Origin of the sequence: Arthrobacter sp. HMWF013 (assembly GCF_003061105.1) — a bacterium.
Classification (GTDB): domain Bacteria; phylum Actinomycetota; class Actinomycetes; order Actinomycetales; family Micrococcaceae; genus Arthrobacter.
This window is the reverse complement of sequence record NZ_QAIQ01000376.1, coordinates 1-21,698: the sequence shown is the minus strand read 5'-3', so window position 1 is coordinate 21,698 and position 21,698 is coordinate 1. Positions and strand designations below refer to the sequence as shown.

The window sequence follows — 21,698 nt, the reverse complement described above, 5'->3', positions numbered from 1 at the left end:
CCGGCAGGCTGCACCGCCACTATTCACCTGCCGGACGGTTCCGATGCTGTGGAGGTGGGGTCCGGCGCGCATTCCTTCGTTTGTGACTTCCGGCCGGCCGAGGGCGGCGGCGCTGCCGGTGCTGAGGGCCCGGCAGGTGCCGTCCGCGGTGAGCCCGAGCCGGTCCTTCAGCCATGAGTCTGGATCCGGAGCTGGCCGTCCTGATGGAGCACGTGGCAGAGGCGGCATCGTTTGCCGAGCTGCTCGCTGATCCGTCCGGCACCGACCGGCTGGAGGCTTTCAGCGGCGGCGGGTTGCCGTATTCGCAGCCCCATGTCCCCGTCCTCACGGTCAGTGCACCGGGCCCCAACGGACTCGTGCCCGTCCGGGTGTACGGCTCCGGGAGTCCGTTGCAGCCGGGCGGGACCGACGGCGGCGTCCCCGGCCTGGTGTGGCTGCACGGCGGCGGCTTTGCCGGCGGCGATCTGGACATGCGCGAGGCCGACCAGTTGGCGCGTGAACTGGTGGCGCGGACCGGCGGCGTCGTGTTTTCCGTGGATTACCGGCTGGCGCGGGCCGGAGTGCATTTCCCTGTGCCGCACGAGGATGTCCTCGCCGCCTGGCTCTGGGCGGCAGAGCGCGCACCGGATTTCGGGGTGCTTCCGGCGAAGCTGTGCATCGGCGGTGCCAGCGCGGGGGCAAACCTGGCGGTGGGGGCCGTGATGTACCTGAACGACGTCGGGAAACCGCTGCCGGCGAAGATACTCCTGGCCTATCCGCTCCTGCACGCGGCGCTGCCTCCCGCGGACGACCCTTCCGGCGTTCTGTCCGGTCTTCCCCGGATCCTGCGTTTCTCTGCTGACGACTGCAGCGCCATGCTGGAGAACTACATTGGTGGTCCGGTGGCCATGGCCTCCTCCTACGCCGTGCCCGGAAACGCGGATCCGTCCGGGCTGCCGCCCGCTGCCATCCTGGCGTCGGAGTACGACGATCTGCGCCCCTCCGCGGAGCTTTACGCGGACAGCCTTCGCCATGCCGGCATTCCCGTGGAATACCGGTTGGAGAGCGGTGCCACCCATGGCTATCTCAACCATTCAGCGGCTATGGGCGTGGTCCAGCGGGGTTTGTCCTTCCTGTCCACGGAACTGGCGACGGCGAAGCCATTTCAATGATTGGAATAGGCTGTTCAGGTCCGGCCGCGGATCCGACAGTCTTGGAGTAACAGGCCGGGACATCGAGGATCCGGACGCAGAAACGGGCAGAAGACACAAAGGGAGTCAACGATGACGGAAGGTCGCGTGTTAAGGGGCGTGGAGTTCGCCCGTGCCGGCAACCACGGCTCCCGCCCGCTCCTGCTGGACCTCTACCTCCCGGCCGCGCAGGAGACCCTGCGTCCCGCCGTCGTGCATTTCCATGGCGGCGGCTGGCGGATGGGGGAGCGGTCCTCGTTGGGGCCTGTGTGTGATGGCTTCGGCCTGACCCCGTTCGAGGTCCTGACGGAGGCCGGCTTTGTGGTTGCCTCCGCTGACTACCGCCTGAGTTCCGAAGCACATTTCCCGGCCCAGCTGGACGATGCGCAGGCGGCGGTGGAATGGTTGCGGAGCCATGCTGCCGAGTACGGTGTTGATCCCGCGAAGATCTACGCGTGGGGTGACTCTGCCGGCGGACACCTGGCAAGCCTGGTGGGCCTCACCGGTGAACACCGCAGCAGCGTGGCCGCAGTCGCCGCCTGGTACCCGCCCACTGACCTGAATTCCATGGCGGAGCAGGCGCTGCCCAACGCCGTCTCACGGTCCAGCGATCCCGGCTCCCGTGAAGAGCTGCTGATCGGTGCGCCACTGGCCGGCAACCCGGACAAAGCCGCCGCTGCAAGCCCCATCACCTACGTTGGCGGAGGCGCCCCGCCCTTCCTCCTGGTGCACGGCACGGCAGACCGCTTCGTTCCGGCAGCCCAATCCGAATCCCTGGCAGCCCAGCTGAGGGACTCAGGGGCCGACGTCGAACTCCTCCTCATCGAAGGCGCCGACCATATGTGGTCCCTCCCCGATGGAAGCTCAGCCGCCGCCGAAAAGGCGCTGGCTGCCACCGTGTCGTTCTTCCAGCACCAATCCGGCCTCCCCTAGATTTTTCTGCTTCACTCCGCTTCGGCACAGCCCGCCATGGGTCTCATTGCCGTGCCCTCCTACCGATAACCGCCCCCGGGCGAACCTGAAAGGCCCTCCATGCAGTACATAGGCATTAACCACGACGGCGACACCTGGGTCGCAGCCCTGAACGGCACCCGGGTCTTCCCGCTGGCATCGGTCACGGATTTCTGGGCCGACGCGGCCGGCTGGCAGGACAAGGCTGTGGCCATCGTCGCCGACGCTGCTGCAGGCCGGGACAAGGCAGAGGTCACCGAAGTACCGCTGGTGCCGGCTTCTGCCCGTGTGATCTGCGTGGGGCTTAACTACAAGGCGCACGCAGCGGAAGGCAGCTACAAGGACCAGGACCTTCCGCCCTATCCCACCCTGTTTGGCCGTTGGACGGCCTCGCTGTCCGTGGGCCAGGTCCCAGTGCCCGTACCGCGCGGGGAAGCCGGCCTGGACTGGGAAGGCGAGGTTGCCGCCTACATCGGCGAGCGCGTTGAGTCGGCAGACGAGGCCGCCGCCGCCGACGCCGTCTTCGGCTACTCAACCTTTAACGACCTGACGGCGCGGCGCGCCCAGAAGCTGACGTCGCAGTGGACGCTGGGCAAGAACGGCGACTTCAGCGGCCCGCTGGGTCCGCTGGTCAGCCGCGACGAGGTGGGCGATCTCCGTGAGGGCCTCCAGGTGCGGACCCGCGTCAACGGCGCCGAGGTCCAGAACGGCAACACCCGGGACATGATCTTCTCCGTGCCGGCCATCATTTCCCTGATCAGCGAAACCTTCACGCTCCACCCCGGTGACGTGATCGCTACCGGAACCCCCGAAGGTGTCGGTTACGCACGGACTCCGCAGTGGCTCTTGCAGGAAGGGGACACAGTCGAGGTAGAAGTTGAGCGTCTTGGCACCCTGGTGACCCCCATCGGTGAACCCTCACTCCGGGCGAGGGCCTGATGGCTGCCGTCAATGAAGCCGGCCTGACGAACCTGCCGGCGGAGATCCCGGTCCTCATCTCCGGCGGCGGCCCCAGCGGACTGTTCCTGGCCCTGGATCTCGCCCACCGCGGGATCCGCAGCATCGTCATCGAGCCCCGCACGTCCATCGACCCGGAGCGGCCGCGTGCCAAGACCACCAACGCGCGCACCATGACCCACCTGCGGCGCCTCGGCCTGGCAACGGCGCTGCGCGAGGCGGCTCCGCTTCCGGTGGGGTTCGCGCAGGACATCATCTTCTGCACGTCTTTGACCGGCCACGAAGTCCGCCGCTTCGAAAACGCCTTCCAGCTCGAAACCGGCCGGTATGAACCCCAGCCGGAATGCGGGCAGCAGGTACCGCAGCCTGTCCTGGAGACCGTGCTTCGCGACGCAGTGGCGGCTTCTGCGTATGCCACACTGCTGACCGGTCTGCGCGTTGAAGACTATGTGGCTGCCGCTCCTGGCGCCGGCCATCAGGTGACCGTGGCCGATGCCGCGGGTGCCCGCCGCACCATACACTGCACGTTCCTGGTAGGGGCTGACGGCATTTCCTCCACCGTCCGCCGGGGCCTGGGGCTGCGGCTTGAAGGCGGCTCCGCGGCGCTGTCCAACATCAGCATCCTCTTCCGGTCCCGCGATCTCGCCGACACCATCAGCCTGGACCCCGCTGTCCAGTACTGGGTCCTCGGTCCCGGTACGGCGGGCATGGTGGGCCGGATGGACCTGGACCAGACATGGTGGGCCATCATCCAGGGCGTCGATGCTCAGGACGGCGGCTCGCCGGACCTCGATCCGATATCTCTCATCCGCACTCTGGTGGGGGCCGACGTCGAGGTTGACGTCATCGCCACCGACCCCTGGACTGCACGCATGCTCCTCGCCCCCTCCTACGGGCACGACGGCGTCTTCCTGGTGGGCGACGCCGCCCACCAGAATCCGCCCTGGGGTGGCCACGGCTTCAACACCTGCATCGGCGACGCCGCCAACCTCGCCTGGAAAATCGCCGCAGCCCTTGAGGGGTGGGCCGGCCCGGACCTGCTGGACAGCTACGAGCTGGAACGGCGCCCGGTGGCCGAGCGCACCATCGACGACGCCGCCACCAACGGCAAGGCGCTGGCCTATCACTTCGCGGATCCGGCCCTCGAGCTGGAAGGTGCGGACGGAGTTGCCGCCCGCGAACGCGCCCACGAGGCACTTGCGGTGAAACGGAGCGAGTTCGATTCCCTCGGGCTGGTCCTTGGCTACAACTACGCGGCGTCCCCGGCAGTAGTACCGGACGGTTCGCCCGTTCCCGCCGAAGATCCCATCCGCTACATCCCCTCTGCCAGTCCGGGGGCACTGCTGCCGCACGCGTGGCTGGACGGCCCGACGTCGGTCTACGACCTCTTGGGGGACGGCTTCACGCTGCTGGTGGACGCCGGCGCCCTGGCAGGTGCCGCCGTCGAAGACCGTTACGGCTCCGTCGTGGCTGCCGCAGCCGGGCAGCGGATTCCGCTGACAGTCGCCGCTGTGGCACCGGACGGGAATGGAGTACCGATGGCTGACCTGTGGGCCGCCGAGGCTGTCCTGGTCCGCCCGGACCAGCACGTGGCGTGGCGGGGGAGTGCCGCCGACGCAGCAGCCCAGGCCCTGCCCATCGCCGCGGGATGGTCCCGCAGGGAAACCTTGAAGAAACAGGAGAGCAGCCATGTCAGCGCCGTCGTTTCGTGATTTCCTTTTTCAGCCGGACCACCCCCGCGTAGCGGCCATTCGCGGTCTGGACGCCAGGACCTACGCGGAGGCGGCCAAGGACGATCCGTTCGCAGGACCGATGATCGAGGGCTGGACGAAGCTCTACCCCCAGCCCTTCACCGGGGTGACCAGCGACGGCGTCGTCCGCGAAGGCCTGTTCCCGCTCACCGGGGCCCGCCCCGGAGAGGAGGCGCCGACGTCGGACATGGTCGCCGCGGCCGAAAAGCTGCTCGCCCTCGCCTCACTGGAACAGGTCAGTCGCCTGAGCTACGCGGTCGGTGCGCCCGAGTGGCAGAGCTGGGCCAACCCCGAATTCATGCAGCACGATACCGGACTGCGGCTGGACGAACTGGATCCCGCTCTCCGCGACGCCGCACTGGCCGTCGTGGAAGCGAGCCTGAGTCCGGAGGGCTACGCGCTGGCCCGGAACCTGATGCGGATCAACGGCTTCCTTGGCGACCTGGTGGACCTGCCGTTGCTGATGAACGAGGACAGCTACAACTTTGCCCTCTATGGCGTCCCCTCCGAGACGGAACCGTGGGGCTGGCAATTGTTCGGCCACCACCTTGCCCTCAACTGCCTCGTGGCCGGCACCCAATTGGTGGTCACGCCGGCGTTCCTGGGCGCCGAGCCGGACATCATCGACGCCGGGCCCCACCAAGGTGTGAAGGTGTTCAAGGAACGCATCCAGTGGGCGCGTGGGCTGATGGCGGCGCTGCCGGACTCTTTGCGCCGGGACGCTGTGGTGTTCGAGCACATGCAGGACCCGGCCATGCCTGAGGGACGGATGCACCCGGGGGACGAACGGCACCTCGCCGGCTGCTTCCAGGACAACCGCGTCATTCCCTACGAAGGCATCCCTGTCAGTTCGATGCCTGCTGAAGCGCTGGCGTTCCTGGACAAGGTGGTGGACGACTCCATCGCCTACCTGCCGGCCGGGCCCCGCGCCGCCCGCCGCCGTGAAATCCAGGAGCACTACGCCGAAACCTGGTTCTCGTGGATCGGTGGCTGGCAGGGTGAGGATCCTTTCTACTTCCGCATCCAGAGCCCCGTGGTCATCCTGGAACTCGACCACCACACCGGCGTCTTCCTCGATAACGACACCCCGGCCCCGTTCCACATGCACACCGTGGTCCGGACCCCCAACGGCAACGACTACGGCCGCGCCCTGGTCAACCAGTTTCAGTCCCCTTAAACCAACGCGCTCAATCCCAGCAGAGCAACGCGGGGTCACTCCACGCCCAATAAATCGACTTTATCGGGCCGGGAGTGACCCCGCGTTGCTTTGGTTGGGTTAGGGACACCCCGTGTTGGGGTAGGGACCACCCCGCGTTGGGCTTAGGAACGAAGAATGGCCCGGATTTCCTTTCGGAAGTCCGGGCCATTCTGTTCTGGCGGGCCTTTTGGTGACCCCGGCAGCGCTAGGAGATTTCGAGGGCGGTGCGCCGCTGCGGCGGGGGTCCCACCACAGTGAGGTCCATCTCCGCCTGGGCCCGGCCGAAGCCTTCCATGTCCATGTACGGCGTGCCGCCTTCGGTGTACATGTAGTCCTCGGTGGGCTTGTTGAAGTACTCGAAGAACCCGTTGAAGACCGACGGCGTCAGGAAGCCCACCATCTGGGTGTTGTGCGAGTCCAGCGCGAACGAGTGGATGGTGCCGGCCGGGGCATGGACAAAGTCACCCTTGGTCAGCAGCATCTCGCGGCCGTTGGCGTACAGCCACATCCGGCCCTCGGTGCAGAGGAAGTTCTCCGTGTGCTCGGAGTGGAAGTGCAGCGGGATGTACGGGGACTTGGCGCCTTTGGTGTGAACGGCAAAGTAGTTCGACCCTGTGTTCGCCGGCCGGGAGAGGTAGGTGAAAATGGTCTGGTAGCTGGCCAGGCGTTCGCCTTCACCGGCGCTGAGGAAGTACGGACTCTGCACCGCGGGCAGTCCGGCGTTCTGCTGCAGAGTAGGCGTCACGCGCTCCACGTCAGGGAACGTGATGCCGAACTCGGCACCGACTTCGGCCTGCTCCCGGAGGCTGGCCTGGTGGCCGGCCCGGACGGGCGGAACGTGGGAGTCGATGGGGGTGCCCACGCGTTCGTAGTAGGCCTCCGCTCCACCGGGTGTCATCCAGTTCAGGAAGCGTGTGTAGTGGCTGGCCATCCGGTAGGCGTGGGGCGTTCCCGGCGGGATGACCACCGAATCGCCGGGGGTAAGAATGCGGCTTTCGCCGGGCAGCCAGACGTGGAGGATGCCATCGAAGACGTAAAGGGTCTTGTGCTCGATCCTGTGGGTGACGAAAGGAGATTCTGCCCCCATGCCGCCGGAAATGTAGGCCGCACTGAAGATCCCGCCGGTATCGGCTGCCCGGGCGATCACGGTCACCAGTTGGCCGTTGACCTCGTAGCGGGCGCCTTCCCCGGAAGCCATGTAGTAGGGGACGGCCTCGCCCGGCAGGGCGTTGGCCACGGGGAGTTGCTGGTTCATTTCCTCAACGCTGAGGGACATCGGTTCCTTCTTTCCTGTGCTTCGCCCGGATCGGGTCCTGCGAACCAGCATGGCTGATCCTCCAGCGGATGGTGAGCCGGAATTTCATTGGTTGAAAGCCTTGAGCCATTTGCTTGTGCAGGCCACTGCCCGTGATTCGAAGGAAGCTGTCTCAAAGCACGGATAGCCCGGTGCGCGGCCCACGCCGCGCACCGGGCTATCCCCAGGGATTCAGCGCTTGACGGCGTCGAGCTTGAGCATCTTGGCGATGACGCTGTCCAGCTCGGAGTCGTCGAAGATCTTCTTCCAGTCGTCCTTGATGATGGTGTCCTTGCCGTACTGGATGGCGATCTCGCACGCCTCGGAGAACGGGTTGGAGCCGCGCAGGGCGTTGGTGAGGGCGATCTGGACGTGGCCGAACAGCATGGCCTTGGCCGCCTCCTCCGGGACGCCTGCGGTGTGGACGGTCTCGTGCAGTGCCTCGTTGAGCAGCGTGCCGATCATGCAGGCAACGGTTTCCACGAGGGTGGGTTCGAGGATGGCCAGCTGCTTGACCGTGACCCAGTGGACATCGATGACGGGCGCGTAGATGATGCGGATGGTGGCCTCGGCGGCTGCTTTGGCCTCTTCCGGGGCGTCGTCGTCGATCGCGGCAACCACGTTCTGCGGGGCGCCTTCGCCGCCGAAGGTGTCGGCCCATTCTTCCTTGGTGGTGCGCTCCAGGAACACGGACGGGTGGCACGGGTGGGCAACTGCCTGGACGACGTCGTCGCGCTTTGCCAGCAGCCCGGCGTAGGCGGCAGCGGGGTCCAGGGTGAGCAGGATCGCTCCGGCCTTCATCTGGGGAACAACGCCTTCGGAGACAACGCCCAGAACGGTATCCGGGACGGCGAGGATAACCACGTCGGCGCCCTTGACGGCGTCCTCAGTGGACGTGATCTGGCGTCCCTCCGCCTGGATGCGCTCCTGGCCGGCGGGGGAGTTCTCGCTGTAGAAAACGGTGTGGGCGCTCTTCTGCAGGTTGCGGGAAACGCGCATTCCCATTTTGCCACCGGCTCCGATAACGGCGACGGTCAAATTTTCTGCTGACATTTCACTTGCTCCTTAGGAATTCGATGCTTTGTTGGGTCCACTGGTTTTCGAGGCGGATGGTCTCCGCCTCGGAGTCCTGCCACGGCAGCCAGTGTTCGACGATCTGGTTGATGTTTCTTTGGTGGGGCTGGAATCTGCTGACCATGTAGTCGTAGTCGAGCAGGCCTTCGCCAAGCGGCGCGCCGGAATACGTGAATCCGACCCACCCGTCCTTGCGGCTGAAGGCAAAGTCCTTGACGTGCATGTTCAGGACGTAAGGCGCGACGGCGTCAATCACCTCGCGGGGCATCTCCAGCGCCGCGACGGTGTTGGCAGGGTCGCTGCAGATGCCGAGGTGCGGGCTGTCCACTCCGCGGATCACGTCCAGGATCCTCGAGGTGGGCACCTGCTCATAGGTTTCCACCGCGATCTTCACCCCGGCTGCCTCGAACTCCGGCAGGACTTCCTTGAAGATCGCCACGGCTTCCTCCGCCGCCGGGGTGTGGCCCGGAACGTTGAACATGGTCCGCAGCAGGGGCGAGCCCAGGATCCCGGCGATGTGCAGGAATTTCCTGAGGTGCTCGGGGCGGATGCCCTTGGTGCCGAGCTCCAGGGAGATGCCCAGCCGGTCCGCGGTGGCCTTGACTGCCTCGAGTTCGGTGTCCGTCATGGCTTCGAGCGGGGCGTAGTCGCAGATCTGGAAAAGGTCCACGCCCAGCGCCGCGGTCCGCTCCAGCGCGCCGTGGATGCTGAGGGGCTCGGAGACCCTGTCCGAGAGCTGCCAGAAAAAGGCGTAGCTGCTCAAACCGATCCGTGAGCCCCGTCCATTCCTTGGGCCGGTGGTGGCGCTCATGCTCCCGCCGCCGTTCCGGTCAGCAGGCCGAGCCGCGCAGCGGCCTCGTCCAGGATGGTCTTCAGTGCCTTGGGATCGTGCGCGAAACGGCCCAGGAACAGGCCGGCGACGGCGGAGTCCAGTGTGGTGATCAGGCCGGGTCCGGCACTGCCGCCATAGATCACGCGGCTGTCCGCCTGGCCGGGCAGGGCGCGCAGGTGCGCGTCCAGTCCGGTGATGACGGCACTGATGTATTCCGGGGTAGCCGGTTCCGGCGCGCCGATGGCCCACTGCGGTTCATACGCCACGATGGTCCGGCCCGCCGGTGCCAGGGACTGCGCCCGGTTCAGTGCGGCATCGATCTCTGCCGTGCACCGGGCGATGGCTTCCTCGACTGATCCTTGCTGCAGCTCTCCGACGCAGAGGACCGGGGTGAGGCCGTTGCGGTAGGCCGCGGCGGTTTTCAGCCCGATGATCGTGTCATCCTCGCCGAAGATCCGCCGGCGTTCGGCATGGCCTACCTCGACGTACCGCCCGCCAAGTTCGGCCACGGTCCTGCCGCCCACCTCACCGGTGAACGCGCCTTCGTCTTCCCAGAAGATGTCCTGGGCGCCGGTTGCGGCTCCCGCGGCACCCAGGATCCGGGCGGCTTCGGGAAGCACGGGAAGGGTGGGCAGGACGAACAGTTCGATGTCCCCGCTCTGGACCGCCGGGTGTGCAAGCGCGATGGTGGCGACGTCGCGGCAGTAATCCACCGAACGCTGGTAGCCGAAGTACATCTTCAGGCTGACACCGATGATCGCCTTCGGGGCAGTGGCTCCAGTGTTGGAGACCGGGTTCTTAGCAGGAAGTGACACCCTCGTAGTCCTTAATCAGGGTGACCTTCTCTGCCGAGGCTGAGCTTTCGTCAAAGGTGTAGGTGAGCCATTCCTTGGCGAGGCGGCGGGCCAGTTCGAGGCCGACGACGCGCTGGCCGAAGGTCAGGACCTGGACGTTGTTGGACAGGATGGAGCGTTCCACGGAGTAGCTGTCGTGCGCGGTAACGGCCCGGATGCCGGGGACCTTGTTCGCGGCGATGGCCACCCCCAGGCCGGTGCCGCAGACCAGCAGGGCGCGGTCGGCTTTTCCGGCGGCGATCAGTTCAGCGGCGGCGATGGCGATGGAGGGATAGGGGGTGTGGCTGGTGGCGTCCACTCCCACGTCGGTCACGGATTCGACCAGGTCGGAGGCTTCCAGGTCTGCCTTCAGGGCTTCCTTGTAGTCGAATCCGGCGTCGTCGCAACCGACGATCAGGCGCAGTTTGGCGCTCATGCTTTCTCCTTGATGGTTGTCCGCTCGGTGAGCGTGTTGTGGATGGCCCGGATGATCAGTGCCATGGATACCGCCCCGGCGTCCGGGGTGCCGAGGCTTTTCTCGGCGTGCACGCGGGCACGGCCCATGAGTGGCATCAGCTGGGCGGTGTTCTCGGCGGCCTGTTCAGCGGTGAGGGCGGCGGCGCCCCATGCCTCGGTGAGCGGTTTGCCTGCCTCGACGCCGGCTGCCAGGGCATCGCGGAACGGGACCAGCACGTCCACCAGGGTCTTGTCACCGGGTTTGGCCTTCCCGAAGTCCATGATCGCCGACGCTGCGCCGGCCACACCGGCGGCGACAGCACCGGCGTCGGGCGCCTTGCTGTCACCAACGGCGTCACCGATGGCCCGCAGTGCCATGCCCCACAGGGCACCGGAGGTGCCGCCGGCCTTGTCGGCCCACGCGTCCGCGGCGAAGTACAGGGTGGTGGCCGCTCCGGCACCGCGGTCGACGGCGTCCGTTGCGGCATCCACGGCGGCCAGGACACCGCGTTCCATGCCGATGCCGTGGTCACCGTCACCGGCGATCGCATCGATACGGCCCAATTCGTCGGCGTTGGCGTCCACCACGTCTTTCGCCGCTCCGAGAGCTGCGAGGACGCGGGTGGCGCCGGCGCGGGACTCAGCTGTTGCCTCCGGGATGGAAACTTCGGCCTCGGCCAGGTCGGCAACACCTGCTTCGAGGGCTTCGGCCGTGACGGCACCGCGGCGGAAGGCCGGCGCGTCGGCCGGGGCATTCCACAGGGTTTCGAGTTCCTCGTCGAGCCAGAAAAGGGTGAGCGAGGTGCCGGCCATGTCAAAGCTGGTCACGAGTTCTCCCACCTGCGGGTCCACCGCGTCGATCCCGGCTTCGGCCAGGAGTTGCGCGACGCGGCGGTAGACCACAAAGAGCTCTTCGTACTTGACGCTGCCCAGGCCGTTGAGGATCGGGACCACGCGGGCGCCGCTGGCCTCGAGGCCTTCGGGTACTTCGGTGAGGAGTTTGGCGACCAGCAGCTCGGCGAGCTCATCCGCCGTCGGGATATCTGTCTCGTCGATCCCGGGTTCGCCGTGGATGCCCATGCCCACGGCCATCCGGCCTTCAGGGACGGAGAACAGCGGGTGATCAGCGCCCGGCAGCGTGCAGCCGCTGAACGCGACGCCGAAGGAGCGGGTGCGGTCGTTGGCGCGGTCGGCGATTTCCACCGTGGCGTCCAGGGAGTAGCCCGCTTCCGCGGCGGCAGCAGCGACCTTGAAAACGGTCAGGTCCCCGGCGATGCCGCGGCGCTTGGCCCGCTCGGCGAGCGGGGCGGAGGAGACGTCGTCGGTGACAGCGATGCTGCGGCAGTCGATGCCTTCCTTGCGGAGGCGGTCCTGGGCCTGGGTGAAGTGCAGGACGTCGCCGGCGTAGTTGCCGTAGCCCAGCAGCACGCCGCCGCCGTGCTCCGCTGCCTTGGCCACGTTATAGATCTGCTGGGCCGACGGCGATGCGAACAGGTTGCCCATCGCGGCGCCGTGGGCCAGGCCCTGACCCACCAGACCCGCGAACGCCGGGTAGTGGCCGGAGCCGCCGCCGATAACCAAAGCCACCGTGTCCGGTGTGCTTTTGGTGTTGCGGACCACGCCGCCGGAGACGCGCTTGACCCAGCGTCCATGGGAGGCGGCAAAACCTTCGATCATCTCGTCAGCGAAGGCTGCGGGTTCGTTGAACAGGCGGGTCATGGGAAAGCTCCTGGGCCTTACTAAAGGGAGGTCGTGATGGGGAGGTGGGGCGGAGGCGCCCCCGGGTGAGGGGGACGCCTCCGGGTCTGGTTACGGCTCGGAGTGGTGTCCGGCGCCAGCCGGATCCAGCGCTTCGGCCGGGATGCCGTCGCTGACTTTTCCGGCGCGGCTCAGGATGACCATGAGGATGGCGGACATGAGCATAAAGCCGCCGACGACGAACATCGGAACGGCGTAGCCGCCGGTGAGGTCCTTCAGCCAGCCGGTGACGTAGCCGGCGCTGAAGCCGGCCAGGTTGCCGATGGTGTTGATCAGGGCGATGCCGGCGGCCGCCGCCGCACCGGTCAGGAACTGTGTGGGGACCGTCCAGAAGTTGGGCAGGGCCGCGAAGATCGACATGGCGGTGATGGTGATAACGGCGATGGTGGCCGCCGGGGAGCCGGCGAACAGTGCCAGCGGGATGCTCAGGCCGCCGATGAGGGCGGGCAAAGCGATGTGCCAGGTCTTGACGCCGCGCTTGGTGGCGTCCTTGGACCAGAAGTACAGGGCGAAGGCGGCCGGCAGGTACGGGATGGCCGTGATCAGGCCCTTCTGGAAGACATCGAACTTGGTGCCGTAGATGCCCTCGAAGCCCGCGATGATGGTGGGGAGGAAGAAGCCGAGTGCGTACAGACCGTAGATGAAGCCGAAGTAGATCGCGGAAAGCATCCAGACGCGGCCGTTTCCGAAGACAGTGCGGACGCTGACGTGCTTGTTGCTGGCGGCGGTTTCCTTCTTTTCCTTCTCCAGGGCGCCGGTCAGCCAAGTCTTCTCTTCCTGCGTCAGCCACTTGGCCTTGGCGGGGGAGTCAGCCAGGTAGAACCAGGCGATGATGCCGACAATGATGGCGGGGATAGCGACGCCGAAGAACATCACACGCCAGCCTTCGAGGCCGAAGAGCCCGTCCTGCTGGATAAGGAGGCCGGCCAGCGGTGCACCGATCACGGTAGTCAGCGGCTGGGCCAGGTAGAAAAGTGCGAGGATCTTGCTGCGGTGCCGGGAGGGGACCCAGAGGCTCAGGAAGAGGATGGCGCCGGGGAAGAAGCCGGCTTCGGCCACGCCCAGGATGAAGCGGAGGATGTACAGCTGCTCCACGTTGCCCACCCAGGTGAACAGCAGGGAGACGATGCCCCAGCTGACCATGATGCGGGCCAGCCAGCGGCGGGCGCCGAACTTGTGCAGGGCCAGGTTGCTGGGGACTTCAAGCAGGATGTAGCCGATGAAGAAGACGCCCGAGGCGAAGCCGAACTGGGCGGCGGACAGGGCAAGGTCCGCGTTCATGCCGTTGGGGCCGGCGAAGGAGATCGCCGTGCGGTCCAGATAGTTGATGAAGAACATCAGGGCGACGAAGGGCACCAGCCGGATCGCCACTTTCCTGATTGCTGATTTTTCGACCACCGATTGTGTGGTGTCCACGTTGACTCCTAGATATTGATCTTCCCCGCGTCCGTCACTGGAGCTGGGGGTCTGTCACTGTGCCGGAATGGGGTCCGTGGACCAACCGGCGGCTAAACCATGTGAGTTCCACCATACGAGCCAATTTCAAATTGGTCAACCGGTTGACGTGTGAAATATTCGGGCTTCTGAAATGGCAGGTGCGCCTGTGGCCGGTTGCTACGCTTGGGCTGTGTCAACAAACTCCGCCGCGTCGACGGCCAAGATCAGTGCGGCCCTCGGATCCGTGGGCCAGGGATCGGTCGTGTCGGAGGTTGCAGAGCGACTTCTGGCCTATTTCACCAGCGGGGACATCGCCGTCGGAACCAGGCTGCCGGCGGAGCGCCAGCTTGCTGCGTCCCTGGGCGTGGGCAGGTCCGCGGTGCGTGAGGCGCTGGCCGCACTGGAGATCCTGGGCATCGTGATTGTCCGCCCCGGATCCGGAACGTACCTTCGCGACGGCATTTCGGAACTTCTTCCACGCACTCTTAGCTGGGGGATGATGTTGGGCGCGCCGCGCACCCGGGAGCTTGTTGAACTCCGCAGCGGCCTGGAGGTGCAGGCGGCACAGCTCGCTGCCGACCGGATCACCGACGAGGCGCTCGAGCGGATGCGGGGCAATCTTGCAACCATGGCCGCGACCCTCGATGACCTGACTGCCTTTGTGGAGGCGGATGCTCTCTTCCACCGTGAAATTGCCCAAAGCTCAGGGAACCAGGTGCTGCAGGAACTGCTGCAGAGCATCCGGTCACTGTTGCGGATCTGGGTGGACCGCGCCCTCACCGACGAAGGGCATGCCGCATCCGCCCTCAGGGAACACCGGGAAATTTTTGCCGCCCTCGAGGCGCGGGACGCCGATGCGGTCGCCAAGACCATGAGCTCACATATGCGGACCGCCTCCCGGCGGCTGCTGGCCGGCTTCGACGCTTCGCAATAGCGTCCCGGCCTGTCAGCCCCTGCGTCCAAGTATTGGTCAACCGGTTGACTTGATGGATGCGTGATTCAATAATCGAGAAGATGGCCTGGGTCACAGGCCTCACCAGTATCCACCAGCCACGCCGGGCACCCGGGCCACAGCAGCCCCGGGCAAGGCAGAGAGCAGTCCAGTGTCTTTCCAGCCCTTGACCGGCGAGCAGCCGGGACCATCCGCAATCATTCAGGCCCGGCTCGCGCCTCCCGTCCAGCAACTGTCTGCGGGACCCTGGACTGCACAGCTTGTCGGCGACGAACTGGCCCACCTTTGCTATGCGGGACGGCCGGTACTGCGTGCGGTGAAGGCCGTGGTCCGGGACCAGGACTGGAGGACCCCGCGGCCCTCCGTGTCCAACGTGGAGGTCACCCAGGGTGTGGACGGACTTCACGTGCAGTGGACGGTCACGTATGCCGGCTACGGCGTGGAGTACGGCGGTCACCTGAGCGCCCGCTTTACGCCTGGAACGGTTGACGTTGCCTTCGAAGGCACCGCGGGGAACGCGTTCCGCAGTAACCGGATTGGCCTGGTGGTGCTGCATCCGCCCGCCGACGCCGGGCGGGACGTCACCGTGGAGCACTCCGACGGCAGCATCACAGCATCGCAGTTCCCCCGCGGGATCAGCCCGCACCAGCCGTTCATGGACGTCGCAGCCTTGGAATGGGCCGATGCCGGGACGGCCTTCCGTCTGGAATTCACCGGCGACGTCTTTGAAACCGAAGACCAGCGGAACTGGACCGATGCATCGTTCAAGACCTACAGCACGCCATTGGATCGGCCGTTTCCGGTGGAGGTGGCAGCGGGGGACACCGTCCGGCAGTCCGTCTTCCTTGAGGCTGCCACGCTGGAACCGGAGGAGGCAGTGGAAGCTGCTGCAGGCCTTGGCCTTGCCGGGTCCGGAACTACGAAACCGGTCCGCGCCCTTCTCGGGAATGCCACGGGACATGTCCCGGCGCTTGCGGTCGGGGCAGGGCTACAACCCGGGGTGCTTCCTGAAATCACCGGGCTGGACTCCCTGATGGTGGAGCTGGACGAACTTCCGGGCGAGGCCGCCCGGTCCAATTGGCCCGCCCTGCTCCAGGCGGCCGCGGCCGCGGCCGCGGCACATGGCGCGGGCCTGGACATCCGTGCAACCACCCCGGACCCGGTTGGCGCCGTCGCCGACCTATCTGCGTTCCTGCCCGGGGCCAAGCGGCTGGCGGTATTCGACTCCGGCAGCCAGTTCACCGAACCGGAGACCTGGCAGGAGGTCAAGGCGACAGCGCACGCCGCGGGGTTCCGTGGCAGCTTCCTTGCCGGTGTCCGGTCCCACTTCACGGAACTGAACCGCGGCAGCAGCCGCACGCCGTCGGACTCCGATGCCCTCACGTTCAGCATCACGCCGCAGATGCACAGCACTGAATCGGCCCACGTCATCGACAATGTGGCAATGCAACGCGTCGTTGCCGAGAATGCCTTGCGGCTGGGCGGTGGCCGCCCGGTCCACGTGGGACCGGTGACACTGCTGCCGCGTTTCAACGCCGTCGCAACCTCGGGTGAAGCGGCGGAGCCGGAGGCGGACGAACTCCAGGCACTGCCGTTCACCGCAGCGTGGCTGCTGGCGAGCGTCAGCGCGCTGACCGTCGACGGAGTGGACTCTGTGACCTACTTCGAGGCGTCCGGCCCACGGGGTATCTCCGACAGCGGCGGCAGGCTCAATCCTGCCGGTGAACTCCTCAAAGAGCTCGCCGCGGTCCAGGGCAGTGAAGTCCTGTCAGTTGACGTGGAGGCTGCCCCGTCAGGAAGGAATTCCCCGGTAACCCTTTACCCCGTGCAGTCAGCGGCGGGCCTGATGGTCTTCGCGGCGAACCTCGCCGGGGCTCCCGTCGACGTGGATGTTCACCTGCCTGCCGGAATCAGCGCCGCAGGCTTTGAATTCACGGCATTTGGGCGGGATGCGGGATCCGAGGTTGGCTTCGCCGCCACCGACGGCACCAACGACGCCGCCGGCCCCGCAGGCGGGAAGCTGACCCTCGGACCCTGGTCCGCCGGCGTCGTACGTTTTCCGGCAACGAGCTGATCCGCCCATCCCGCTGACCTGCCCCATATAGTCTTTGCTGCCGTTTCCCACGGCGGCGCGCCATGTTAGTGAAAGGAGACCCCATGGGTCTGCGTCTTGAAGGAAAAACTGCCCTGGTCACGGGAGCCGGTTCGGGGATCGGCCTCGCCGTTGCCCAGCGGTTCGTCGCCGAAGGAGCAACGGTCTACTTCGCCGACATCAACGCGGAAGCGGCAGAGAAGGCAGCCGCCGCATCCGGCGAGGACCGGGCCCGTGCCGTGCGCATGGACATCTCGGACGAGGAGAGCGTCGCCGCAGCCTACGCCGTCGTTGCTGATGAGGGGAAGCTCGATGTGGTGGTGGCGAACGCCGGGGTGCAGCTGTTCGGGCAGGACGCGAAGGTGGGAGACCTGGACCTGGCCGTGTGGGAGAAGACCGTCAGCATCAACCAGCGCGGCGCCTTCCTCACCCTTAAGCACGCCGTACGGGCTTTGGAAGGCGCCGGCGGCTCCATCATCTGCACCGGAAGCCCCACGGCCGTGGTGGCCTGCGGCCAGACGTTCACCGCCTACACCAGCTCCAAAGCCGGGGTCCACGGGTTGGCCCGGGTGGTCGCCGCCGACTACGCGCACGCGGGAATCCGCGTCAACATTGTCGTTCCCGGCTATACCGAAACCCCGCTGGTCCAGGCCATCGCCGACGATCCGGTCAGCCGCGCCGGCCTGGTGAATTCCACCATGCTGGGGCGACCCGGGGCGGCCGCCGATGTGGAGGGAATCATGGTGTTCCTCGCCAGCGACGACTCTTCGTACGCCACGGGCGGCATCTTCACGGTGGACGGCGGCCTGACGGCGCTGTAAGGAGGAGCGCTGCTGGGAACAGCAACGCGGGGTCACTTTCCGCCCAATAACCTTGGATTATTGGGCCGGAAGTGACTCCGCGTTGGCCTGAGATGTGCTCAGACCAGCGGCCACGGGTACCTCTGGCCCGTGTGGTCCACCGGCAGCACGCCGTCGTGGAGCACCCGCTGCACCCGGCGTTTGATGGCCGCCACTTCCGCGTCATCCAGCAGCTCTGCCACCCCGGCCGGAACGGCAGCCGTCAGGGGAGCGATGTCCCCGAGCAGGGCGGCGGGGATGGGTTCGCCCGCGAAGTCCCAGATCACCGTCCGCAGTTTGAAGGGCGCAGCGAAACACAGCCCGTGGTCGATGCCCCAGATCTGTCCGTCATGGCCGCGCAGCACGTGCCCGCTCTTGCGGTCGGTATTGTTCGCGACGAAATCGAACAGGGCGATCTGCGCCAGGGCGTCGTGGGTCTCGGGCGCATCTTCATACAGGGTGAAGTAGTGCTCGCTGAAGTCACATTCAACGAACCACTGAAGGGAACCGATCCCCAACGGGGCGTCTTCGCGGATCACCGTGGGCGGCACGAGGCCCCACCGCAGGTGCTCGCTCAGCAGGTAGGCAGCGCGTTCGCGCCGGAACAGTCCGGGTTCGAAATCGGACAGGGGCCGTTCCCCGGCCTCCGGTTTGTAGACCGCAAGGGCCTTCCCGACGGCGGCAGTCACCTCAACGAGGTAGGTCTCGTTGCTGCTGCGCGGAATGCGGCCGAGCAGCTCCACCCGGCCATCTGCGAGCAGCGTCAGTTCCCGTTCCGGCACCGTCTCGCCCATGTCACGTCCTCCTCAGCCCGCTCAAGGGCTCCGAGGTCGAATTCACCATGAGCACCGCCGGCGCCTGGCCGTCGACATACGAGATGGCCGATACCGAGCCCGGGCTGATGAAGATCCGCTGGAAGAGGTCCAGAGGCGTCCCCAAAGCATGGGCGACGGCAGCCTTGATCGGATCGGCATGGGAAAAGCAGACGACGACGCCCCCGGTGTGGGCTGCCCGCACCCCCTCGAGCGCTCCGACGATCCGTTCCTGCATCTGCGTGAAACCCTCGCCGTTCGGAAAGCGGAAGGCGGACGGGTTCTGCTGGACTGTACGCCACTCCGGCAACCCCGACAGGTCCGCCAGCCGGGCGCCGGTCCAGTCGCCGAAGTCGCACTCGATCAAGCCCGCCTCTACGAAGACCTCCAGTCCCGTGCGGGTTGCAGCAGGCTCCGCCGTCTCGCGTGTCCGTTCCAGTGGCGAGGAGTACATGGCACTGACCGCAAGGCCTGAGAGCCGTTCCGCTACCCGTTCGGCCTGGTCCCGTCCCCGGTCCGAGAGGTGCAGTCCCGGTGCCCTACCGGGCAGCACCATGCCCGTGGTGGGCGTTTCCCCATGCCGCACCAGAAGAAGGAGGGTGCCCTGCGGTTGCGTCGGCGTTGCAGCAGTCATCAGAAATCCAGCGTAAGGGAATTTCGGAAATCTGCTCGATCCGCCGGCACATCGGGCTACCTTAGAGGGGTGACAGATCGCCCCGAAATCTTCACTGTTGGTGAACTGCGTGCCTCCGGCCACGTCCACAAAGACCTGCGCCACGAAATCCGTGACAACCTGCTCGCCGCGCTGTCAGCCGGCCGCGATCCGTGGCCGGGGATCTTCGGTTTCAGCAGGACAGTCCTTCCCCAGCTTGAGCGCGCCCTGATCGCCGGCCACGACGTCGTCCTGCTCGGTGAGCGGGGGCAGGGCAAGACGAGGCTCCTGCGCACCATGGTGGGACTGCTCGACGAATGGTCCCCGGTCATCGAGGACTCCGAGCTGAACGAACACCCCTACGAACCCATCACCGAGCACTCCCGTGCACGTGCCCTCACCGACGGCGACCGGCTGCGGGTGGCGTGGCGGCACCGCTCCGAACGGTACGTCGAGAAGCTCGCCACCCCGGACACGTCAGTGGCTGACCTGATCGGCGACGTCGACCCCATGCGCGTGGCGGAGGGCCGCCGTCTCGGTGACCCGGAAACCATCCACTACGGCCTGGTCCCGCGCTCGAACCGGGGCATCATCGCCATCAACGAACTTCCGGACCTCGCCGAACGGATCCAGGTCTCGATGCTCAACGTGATGGAGGAACGCGATATCCAGATCCGCGGCTATGTGCTGCGGCTTCCGTTGGACGTGCTTGTTGTTGCGTCCGCCAATCCTGAGGACTACACCAACCGCGGCCGGATCATCACGCCCCTGAAGGACCGCTTCGGTGCGGAGATCCGCACCCATTACCCGATGGAACTTGACGACGAGGTATCTGTCATCCAGCAGGAGGGGCGGCTGGTGGCTGACGTCCCGCCGGTCATCCTGGAGATCCTGGCCCGCTACACGCGTGCGCTGCGGGAGTCCCCGGCCATCAACCAGACTTCCGGCGTTTCGGCGCGGTTCGCGATTGCGGGCGCCGAGACGGTGGCCGCTGCAGCGCTGCGCCGGGCCAGCGTCCGTGGGGAGGAAGAGGCTGTGGCGCGGATCATCGACCTGGAGACCGCGGTGGATGTCCTGAGCGGAAAGATCGAATTCGAATCAGGGGAGGAGGGGCGTGAGCAGGCCGTCCTTGACCACCTCCTGCGCACCGCCACGGCCGAGGCAGTACGGGCGCACTACCAGGGCCTGGACCTGGGTCCCCTCGTGGCTGCCCTCGACGGACACCGGACAGTGACCACCGGGGAACACGTCACCGCGCGCGAATTCCTTGAAGGCCTCCCGTCGCTCAACGGATCGGGTCTCTACGACGAAATCAGCGGGCGTCTGGGCGCTAAGAACGACGGCCACCGTGCCGCGGCGATCGAACTTGCCCTGGAAGGGCTCTACCTCGCCCGGCGGATCTCCAAGGAGTCCGACGACGAGGAAACCATCTACGGCTAGCAGCCGGACGAGGACAGGGGTAAGCGCTGATGAGCGTTCACAACCGGGCCAGGTACGGCCGGTACGCGGGTGGGCCGGACCCGCTTGCCCCGCCCGTTGACCTCGCCGAAGCACTGGACGCCATCGCCGAGGACGTGATGGCCGGCTATTCTCCCCGGCACGCCCTGCAGGAGTTCTTGCGCCGCGGCAGCCGAAACCGGGAGGGCCTGGATGATCTCGCCCGGCGCGTCCAGCAACGCCGGAAGGACCTGCTGGGCCGCCACAACCTGGACGGCACCCTCAACGAAGTGAAAAAGCTGTTGGACACGGCCGTCCTGGAGGAGCGCAAACAGCTGGCCCGCGACGCGATGATGGACAACACGGACCGTGCCTTCCGGGAGATGCAGCTGCAGAACCTGCCGCAGTCCACGGCGGCCGCTGTGAACGAACTCGCCTCCTACGACTGGCAGTCCACGACGGCCCGGGAAGCCTATGAGCGCATCAAGGACCTGCTGGGCCGTGAGGTACTCGACCAGCGCTTCGCCGGCATGAAGCAGGCACTGGAGAACGCCACGGAGGAGGATCGTGCCGCCGTCAGCGAGATGCTGCGGGACCTCAACGGGTTGCTCGGGAAGCACCGGCGCGGCGAAGACACCGAGGCGGATTTCGGGGAGTTCATGGCCCGGCACGGCCAGTTCTTCCCGGAGAATCCCCAATCCGTGGAGGAACTGATCGATGCCCTCGCCCAGCGCGCCGCGGCGGCCCAGCGGCTCCTCCAATCGATGTCGCCCGAACAGCGCGGGGAACTGATGCAGCTGTCCGCCCAGGCATTCGGCTCTCCGGAACTCATGGCCCAGCTGGACCAACTGGACGACAGCCTGCGGGCCCTCCGTCCTGGCGAGGACTGGACCGGCTCCGAACGCTTCGAAGGCCAGGAAGGACTCGGGCTTGGCGACGGGACGGGCGTGCTTCAGGACGTCGCCGAACTCGATGAGCTCTCCGAACAGCTGTCCCAGTCCTACAACGGCTCACGCCTGGACGATCTCGACCTGGACGCCCTGGCCCGCCAGCTCGGGCAGAATGCCGCCGTGACGGCACGGACCCTCGCGGACATCGAGCGGGCAATGCAGGACGGCGGCTACCTCCGCCGGGGGGCCGACGGCGATCTGCGGTTGTCCCCGCAGGCCATGCGGCGGATCGGGAAGTCCCTGTTACGTGATAC

18 protein-coding genes and 1 pseudogene are annotated in these 21,698 nt (G+C 66.6%); 10 read left to right on the top strand and 9 right to left on the bottom strand.

The window, feature by feature from the left end; all coding sequences use genetic code 11:
- The first annotated feature begins 173 nt into the window (after nucleotides 1-173).
- The 5 genes from DBR22_RS13950 to DBR22_RS13930 all read left to right on the top strand — a co-directional run bounded on the left by DBR22_RS13950 (nucleotide 174) and on the right by DBR22_RS13930 (nucleotide 6,005).
- Nucleotides 174-1,151 carry an alpha/beta hydrolase gene (locus DBR22_RS13950; protein WP_108599508.1) on the top strand — a complete coding sequence of 326 codons (978 nt, stop codon included), beginning with the start codon at nucleotides 174-176 and terminating at the stop codon, nucleotides 1,149-1,151.
- A 111-nt stretch (nucleotides 1,152-1,262) separates the two neighbouring features.
- The gene (locus tag DBR22_RS13945; RefSeq protein ID WP_108599507.1) at nucleotides 1,263-2,102 is read left to right on the top strand and encodes an alpha/beta hydrolase; all 840 of its coding nucleotides are present in this window, start codon (nucleotides 1,263-1,265) and stop codon (nucleotides 2,100-2,102) included.
- A gap of 99 nt (nucleotides 2,103-2,201) precedes the next feature.
- Nucleotides 2,202-3,059 carry a fumarylacetoacetate hydrolase family protein gene (locus DBR22_RS13940; RefSeq protein ID WP_108599506.1) on the top strand — a complete coding sequence of 286 codons (858 nt, stop codon included), beginning with the start codon at nucleotides 2,202-2,204 and terminating at the stop codon, nucleotides 3,057-3,059.
- Nucleotides 3,059-4,789 carry an FAD-dependent monooxygenase gene (locus tag DBR22_RS13935; RefSeq protein ID WP_108599505.1) on the top strand — a complete coding sequence of 577 codons (1,731 nt, stop codon included), beginning with the start codon at nucleotides 3,059-3,061 and terminating at the stop codon, nucleotides 4,787-4,789. Before DBR22_RS13940 ends, DBR22_RS13935 begins: the two co-directional genes overlap by 1 nt.
- Complete coding sequence (locus tag DBR22_RS13930; protein WP_108599504.1) at nucleotides 4,767-6,005, top strand: DUF3500 domain-containing protein; 1,239 nt, start codon at nucleotides 4,767-4,769, stop codon at nucleotides 6,003-6,005. Before DBR22_RS13935 ends, DBR22_RS13930 begins: the two co-directional genes overlap by 23 nt.
- A gap of 226 nt (nucleotides 6,006-6,231) precedes the next feature.
- Here DBR22_RS13930 and DBR22_RS13925 read toward each other — a convergent pair whose 3' ends face one another.
- From DBR22_RS13925 to DBR22_RS13895, 7 genes are all read right to left on the bottom strand, one after another.
- Complete coding sequence (locus DBR22_RS13925; RefSeq protein ID WP_108599503.1) at nucleotides 6,232-7,302, bottom strand: quercetin 2,3-dioxygenase; 1,071 nt, start codon at nucleotides 7,300-7,302, stop codon at nucleotides 6,232-6,234.
- A 210-nt stretch (nucleotides 7,303-7,512) separates the two neighbouring features.
- Entirely contained in the window at nucleotides 7,513-8,373 is an 861-nt protein-coding gene (locus DBR22_RS13920) for a phosphogluconate dehydrogenase C-terminal domain-containing protein (RefSeq protein WP_108599502.1), read from the bottom strand.
- Between the two features lies 1 nt (nucleotide 8,374).
- Nucleotides 8,375-9,205, bottom strand: a complete 831-nt coding sequence (locus tag DBR22_RS13915; protein WP_108599501.1) for a sugar phosphate isomerase/epimerase family protein — start codon at nucleotides 9,203-9,205, stop codon at nucleotides 8,375-8,377.
- A complete protein-coding gene (locus tag DBR22_RS13910) occupies nucleotides 9,202-10,041 on the bottom strand; it encodes a triose-phosphate isomerase family protein (protein ID WP_258229203.1) in 840 nt (279 codons plus the stop codon). The genes DBR22_RS13915 and DBR22_RS13910 overlap by 4 nt, the downstream gene beginning before the upstream one ends.
- Nucleotides 10,025-10,495, bottom strand: coding sequence for a ribose-5-phosphate isomerase (locus DBR22_RS13905; RefSeq protein WP_108599500.1), 471 nt, complete (start codon nucleotides 10,493-10,495; stop codon nucleotides 10,025-10,027). Before DBR22_RS13905 ends, DBR22_RS13910 begins: the two co-directional genes overlap by 17 nt.
- Nucleotides 10,492-12,234, bottom strand: coding sequence for a dihydroxyacetone kinase family protein (locus DBR22_RS13900; protein WP_108599499.1), 1,743 nt, complete (start codon nucleotides 12,232-12,234; stop codon nucleotides 10,492-10,494). Before DBR22_RS13900 ends, DBR22_RS13905 begins: the two co-directional genes overlap by 4 nt.
- A 90-nt stretch (nucleotides 12,235-12,324) precedes the next feature.
- The gene (locus tag DBR22_RS13895) at nucleotides 12,325-13,689 is read right to left on the bottom strand and encodes an MFS transporter (protein ID WP_108599498.1); all 1,365 of its coding nucleotides are present in this window, start codon (nucleotides 13,687-13,689) and stop codon (nucleotides 12,325-12,327) included.
- 211 nt (nucleotides 13,690-13,900) lie between these two features.
- On the opposite strand from DBR22_RS13895, the gene DBR22_RS13890 reads away from it, so the two are divergent.
- The 3 genes from DBR22_RS13890 (at nucleotide 13,901) to DBR22_RS13880 (ending at nucleotide 17,575) form a co-directional block, all read left to right on the top strand.
- Nucleotides 13,901-14,644, top strand: a complete 744-nt coding sequence (locus DBR22_RS13890; RefSeq protein ID WP_108599497.1) for a FadR/GntR family transcriptional regulator — start codon at nucleotides 13,901-13,903, stop codon at nucleotides 14,642-14,644.
- A gap of 169 nt (nucleotides 14,645-14,813) precedes the next feature.
- Nucleotides 14,814-16,736, top strand: coding sequence for a hypothetical protein (locus DBR22_RS13885; protein WP_108599496.1), 1,923 nt, complete (start codon nucleotides 14,814-14,816; stop codon nucleotides 16,734-16,736).
- Between the two features lie 83 nt (nucleotides 16,737-16,819).
- Nucleotides 16,820-17,575: an SDR family NAD(P)-dependent oxidoreductase gene (locus tag DBR22_RS13880; RefSeq protein ID WP_108599495.1), complete on the top strand. Its 756-nt coding sequence runs from the start codon at nucleotides 16,820-16,822 to the stop codon at nucleotides 17,573-17,575.
- 98 nt (nucleotides 17,576-17,673) lie between these two features.
- Here DBR22_RS13880 and DBR22_RS13875 read toward each other — a convergent pair whose 3' ends face one another.
- Nucleotides 17,674-18,387, bottom strand: a complete 714-nt coding sequence (locus DBR22_RS13875; protein ID WP_258229202.1) for an SCO1664 family protein — start codon at nucleotides 18,385-18,387, stop codon at nucleotides 17,674-17,676.
- Between the two features lies 1 nt (nucleotide 18,388).
- Nucleotides 18,389-19,039 (bottom strand): MSMEG_4193 family putative phosphomutase, encoded by a 651-nt coding sequence (locus DBR22_RS13870; protein ID WP_108599494.1) that lies wholly within the window; start codon nucleotides 19,037-19,039, stop codon nucleotides 18,389-18,391.
- A 69-nt stretch (nucleotides 19,040-19,108) separates the two neighbouring features.
- Here DBR22_RS13870 and DBR22_RS13865 point away from each other — a divergent pair, with 69 nt between their 5' ends.
- Complete coding sequence (locus tag DBR22_RS13865; RefSeq protein WP_108599493.1) at nucleotides 19,109-20,497, top strand: sigma 54-interacting transcriptional regulator; 1,389 nt, start codon at nucleotides 19,109-19,111, stop codon at nucleotides 20,495-20,497.
- A gap of 29 nt (nucleotides 20,498-20,526) precedes the next feature.
- Nucleotides 20,527-21,698: pseudogene (locus DBR22_RS13860) on the top strand (hypothetical protein); the annotation flags it as partial.

Excerpts from the sequence above, each read along its gene's own strand:
- DBR22_RS13940 (WP_108599506.1), top strand. The coding sequence starts at position 2,202 with ATGCAGTACATAGGCATTAACCACGACGGCGACACCTGGGTCGCAGCC.
- DBR22_RS13945 (WP_108599507.1), top strand. The coding sequence starts at position 1,263 with ATGACGGAAGGTCGCGTGTTAAGGGGCGTGGAGTTCGCCCGTGCCGGC.
- DBR22_RS13870 (WP_108599494.1), bottom strand. The coding sequence starts at position 19,039 with ATGACTGCTGCAACGCCGACGCAACCGCAGGGCACCCTCCTTCTTCTG.
- DBR22_RS13880 (WP_108599495.1), top strand. The coding sequence starts at position 16,820 with ATGGGTCTGCGTCTTGAAGGAAAAACTGCCCTGGTCACGGGAGCCGGT.
- DBR22_RS13905 (WP_108599500.1), bottom strand. The coding sequence starts at position 10,495 with ATGAGCGCCAAACTGCGCCTGATCGTCGGTTGCGACGACGCCGGATTC.
- DBR22_RS13915 (WP_108599501.1), bottom strand. The coding sequence starts at position 9,205 with ATGAGCGCCACCACCGGCCCAAGGAATGGACGGGGCTCACGGATCGGT.
- DBR22_RS13950 (WP_108599508.1), top strand. The coding sequence starts at position 174 with ATGAGTCTGGATCCGGAGCTGGCCGTCCTGATGGAGCACGTGGCAGAG.
- DBR22_RS13925 (WP_108599503.1), bottom strand. The coding sequence starts at position 7,302 with ATGTCCCTCAGCGTTGAGGAAATGAACCAGCAACTCCCCGTGGCCAAC.
- DBR22_RS13875 (WP_258229202.1), bottom strand. The coding sequence starts at position 18,387 with ATGGGCGAGACGGTGCCGGAACGGGAACTGACGCTGCTCGCAGATGGC.
- DBR22_RS13930 (WP_108599504.1), top strand. The coding sequence starts at position 4,767 with ATGTCAGCGCCGTCGTTTCGTGATTTCCTTTTTCAGCCGGACCACCCC.
- DBR22_RS13935 (WP_108599505.1), top strand. The coding sequence starts at position 3,059 with ATGGCTGCCGTCAATGAAGCCGGCCTGACGAACCTGCCGGCGGAGATC.
- DBR22_RS13920 (WP_108599502.1), bottom strand. The coding sequence starts at position 8,373 with ATGTCAGCAGAAAATTTGACCGTCGCCGTTATCGGAGCCGGTGGCAAA.
- DBR22_RS13900 (WP_108599499.1), bottom strand. The coding sequence starts at position 12,234 with ATGACCCGCCTGTTCAACGAACCCGCAGCCTTCGCTGACGAGATGATC.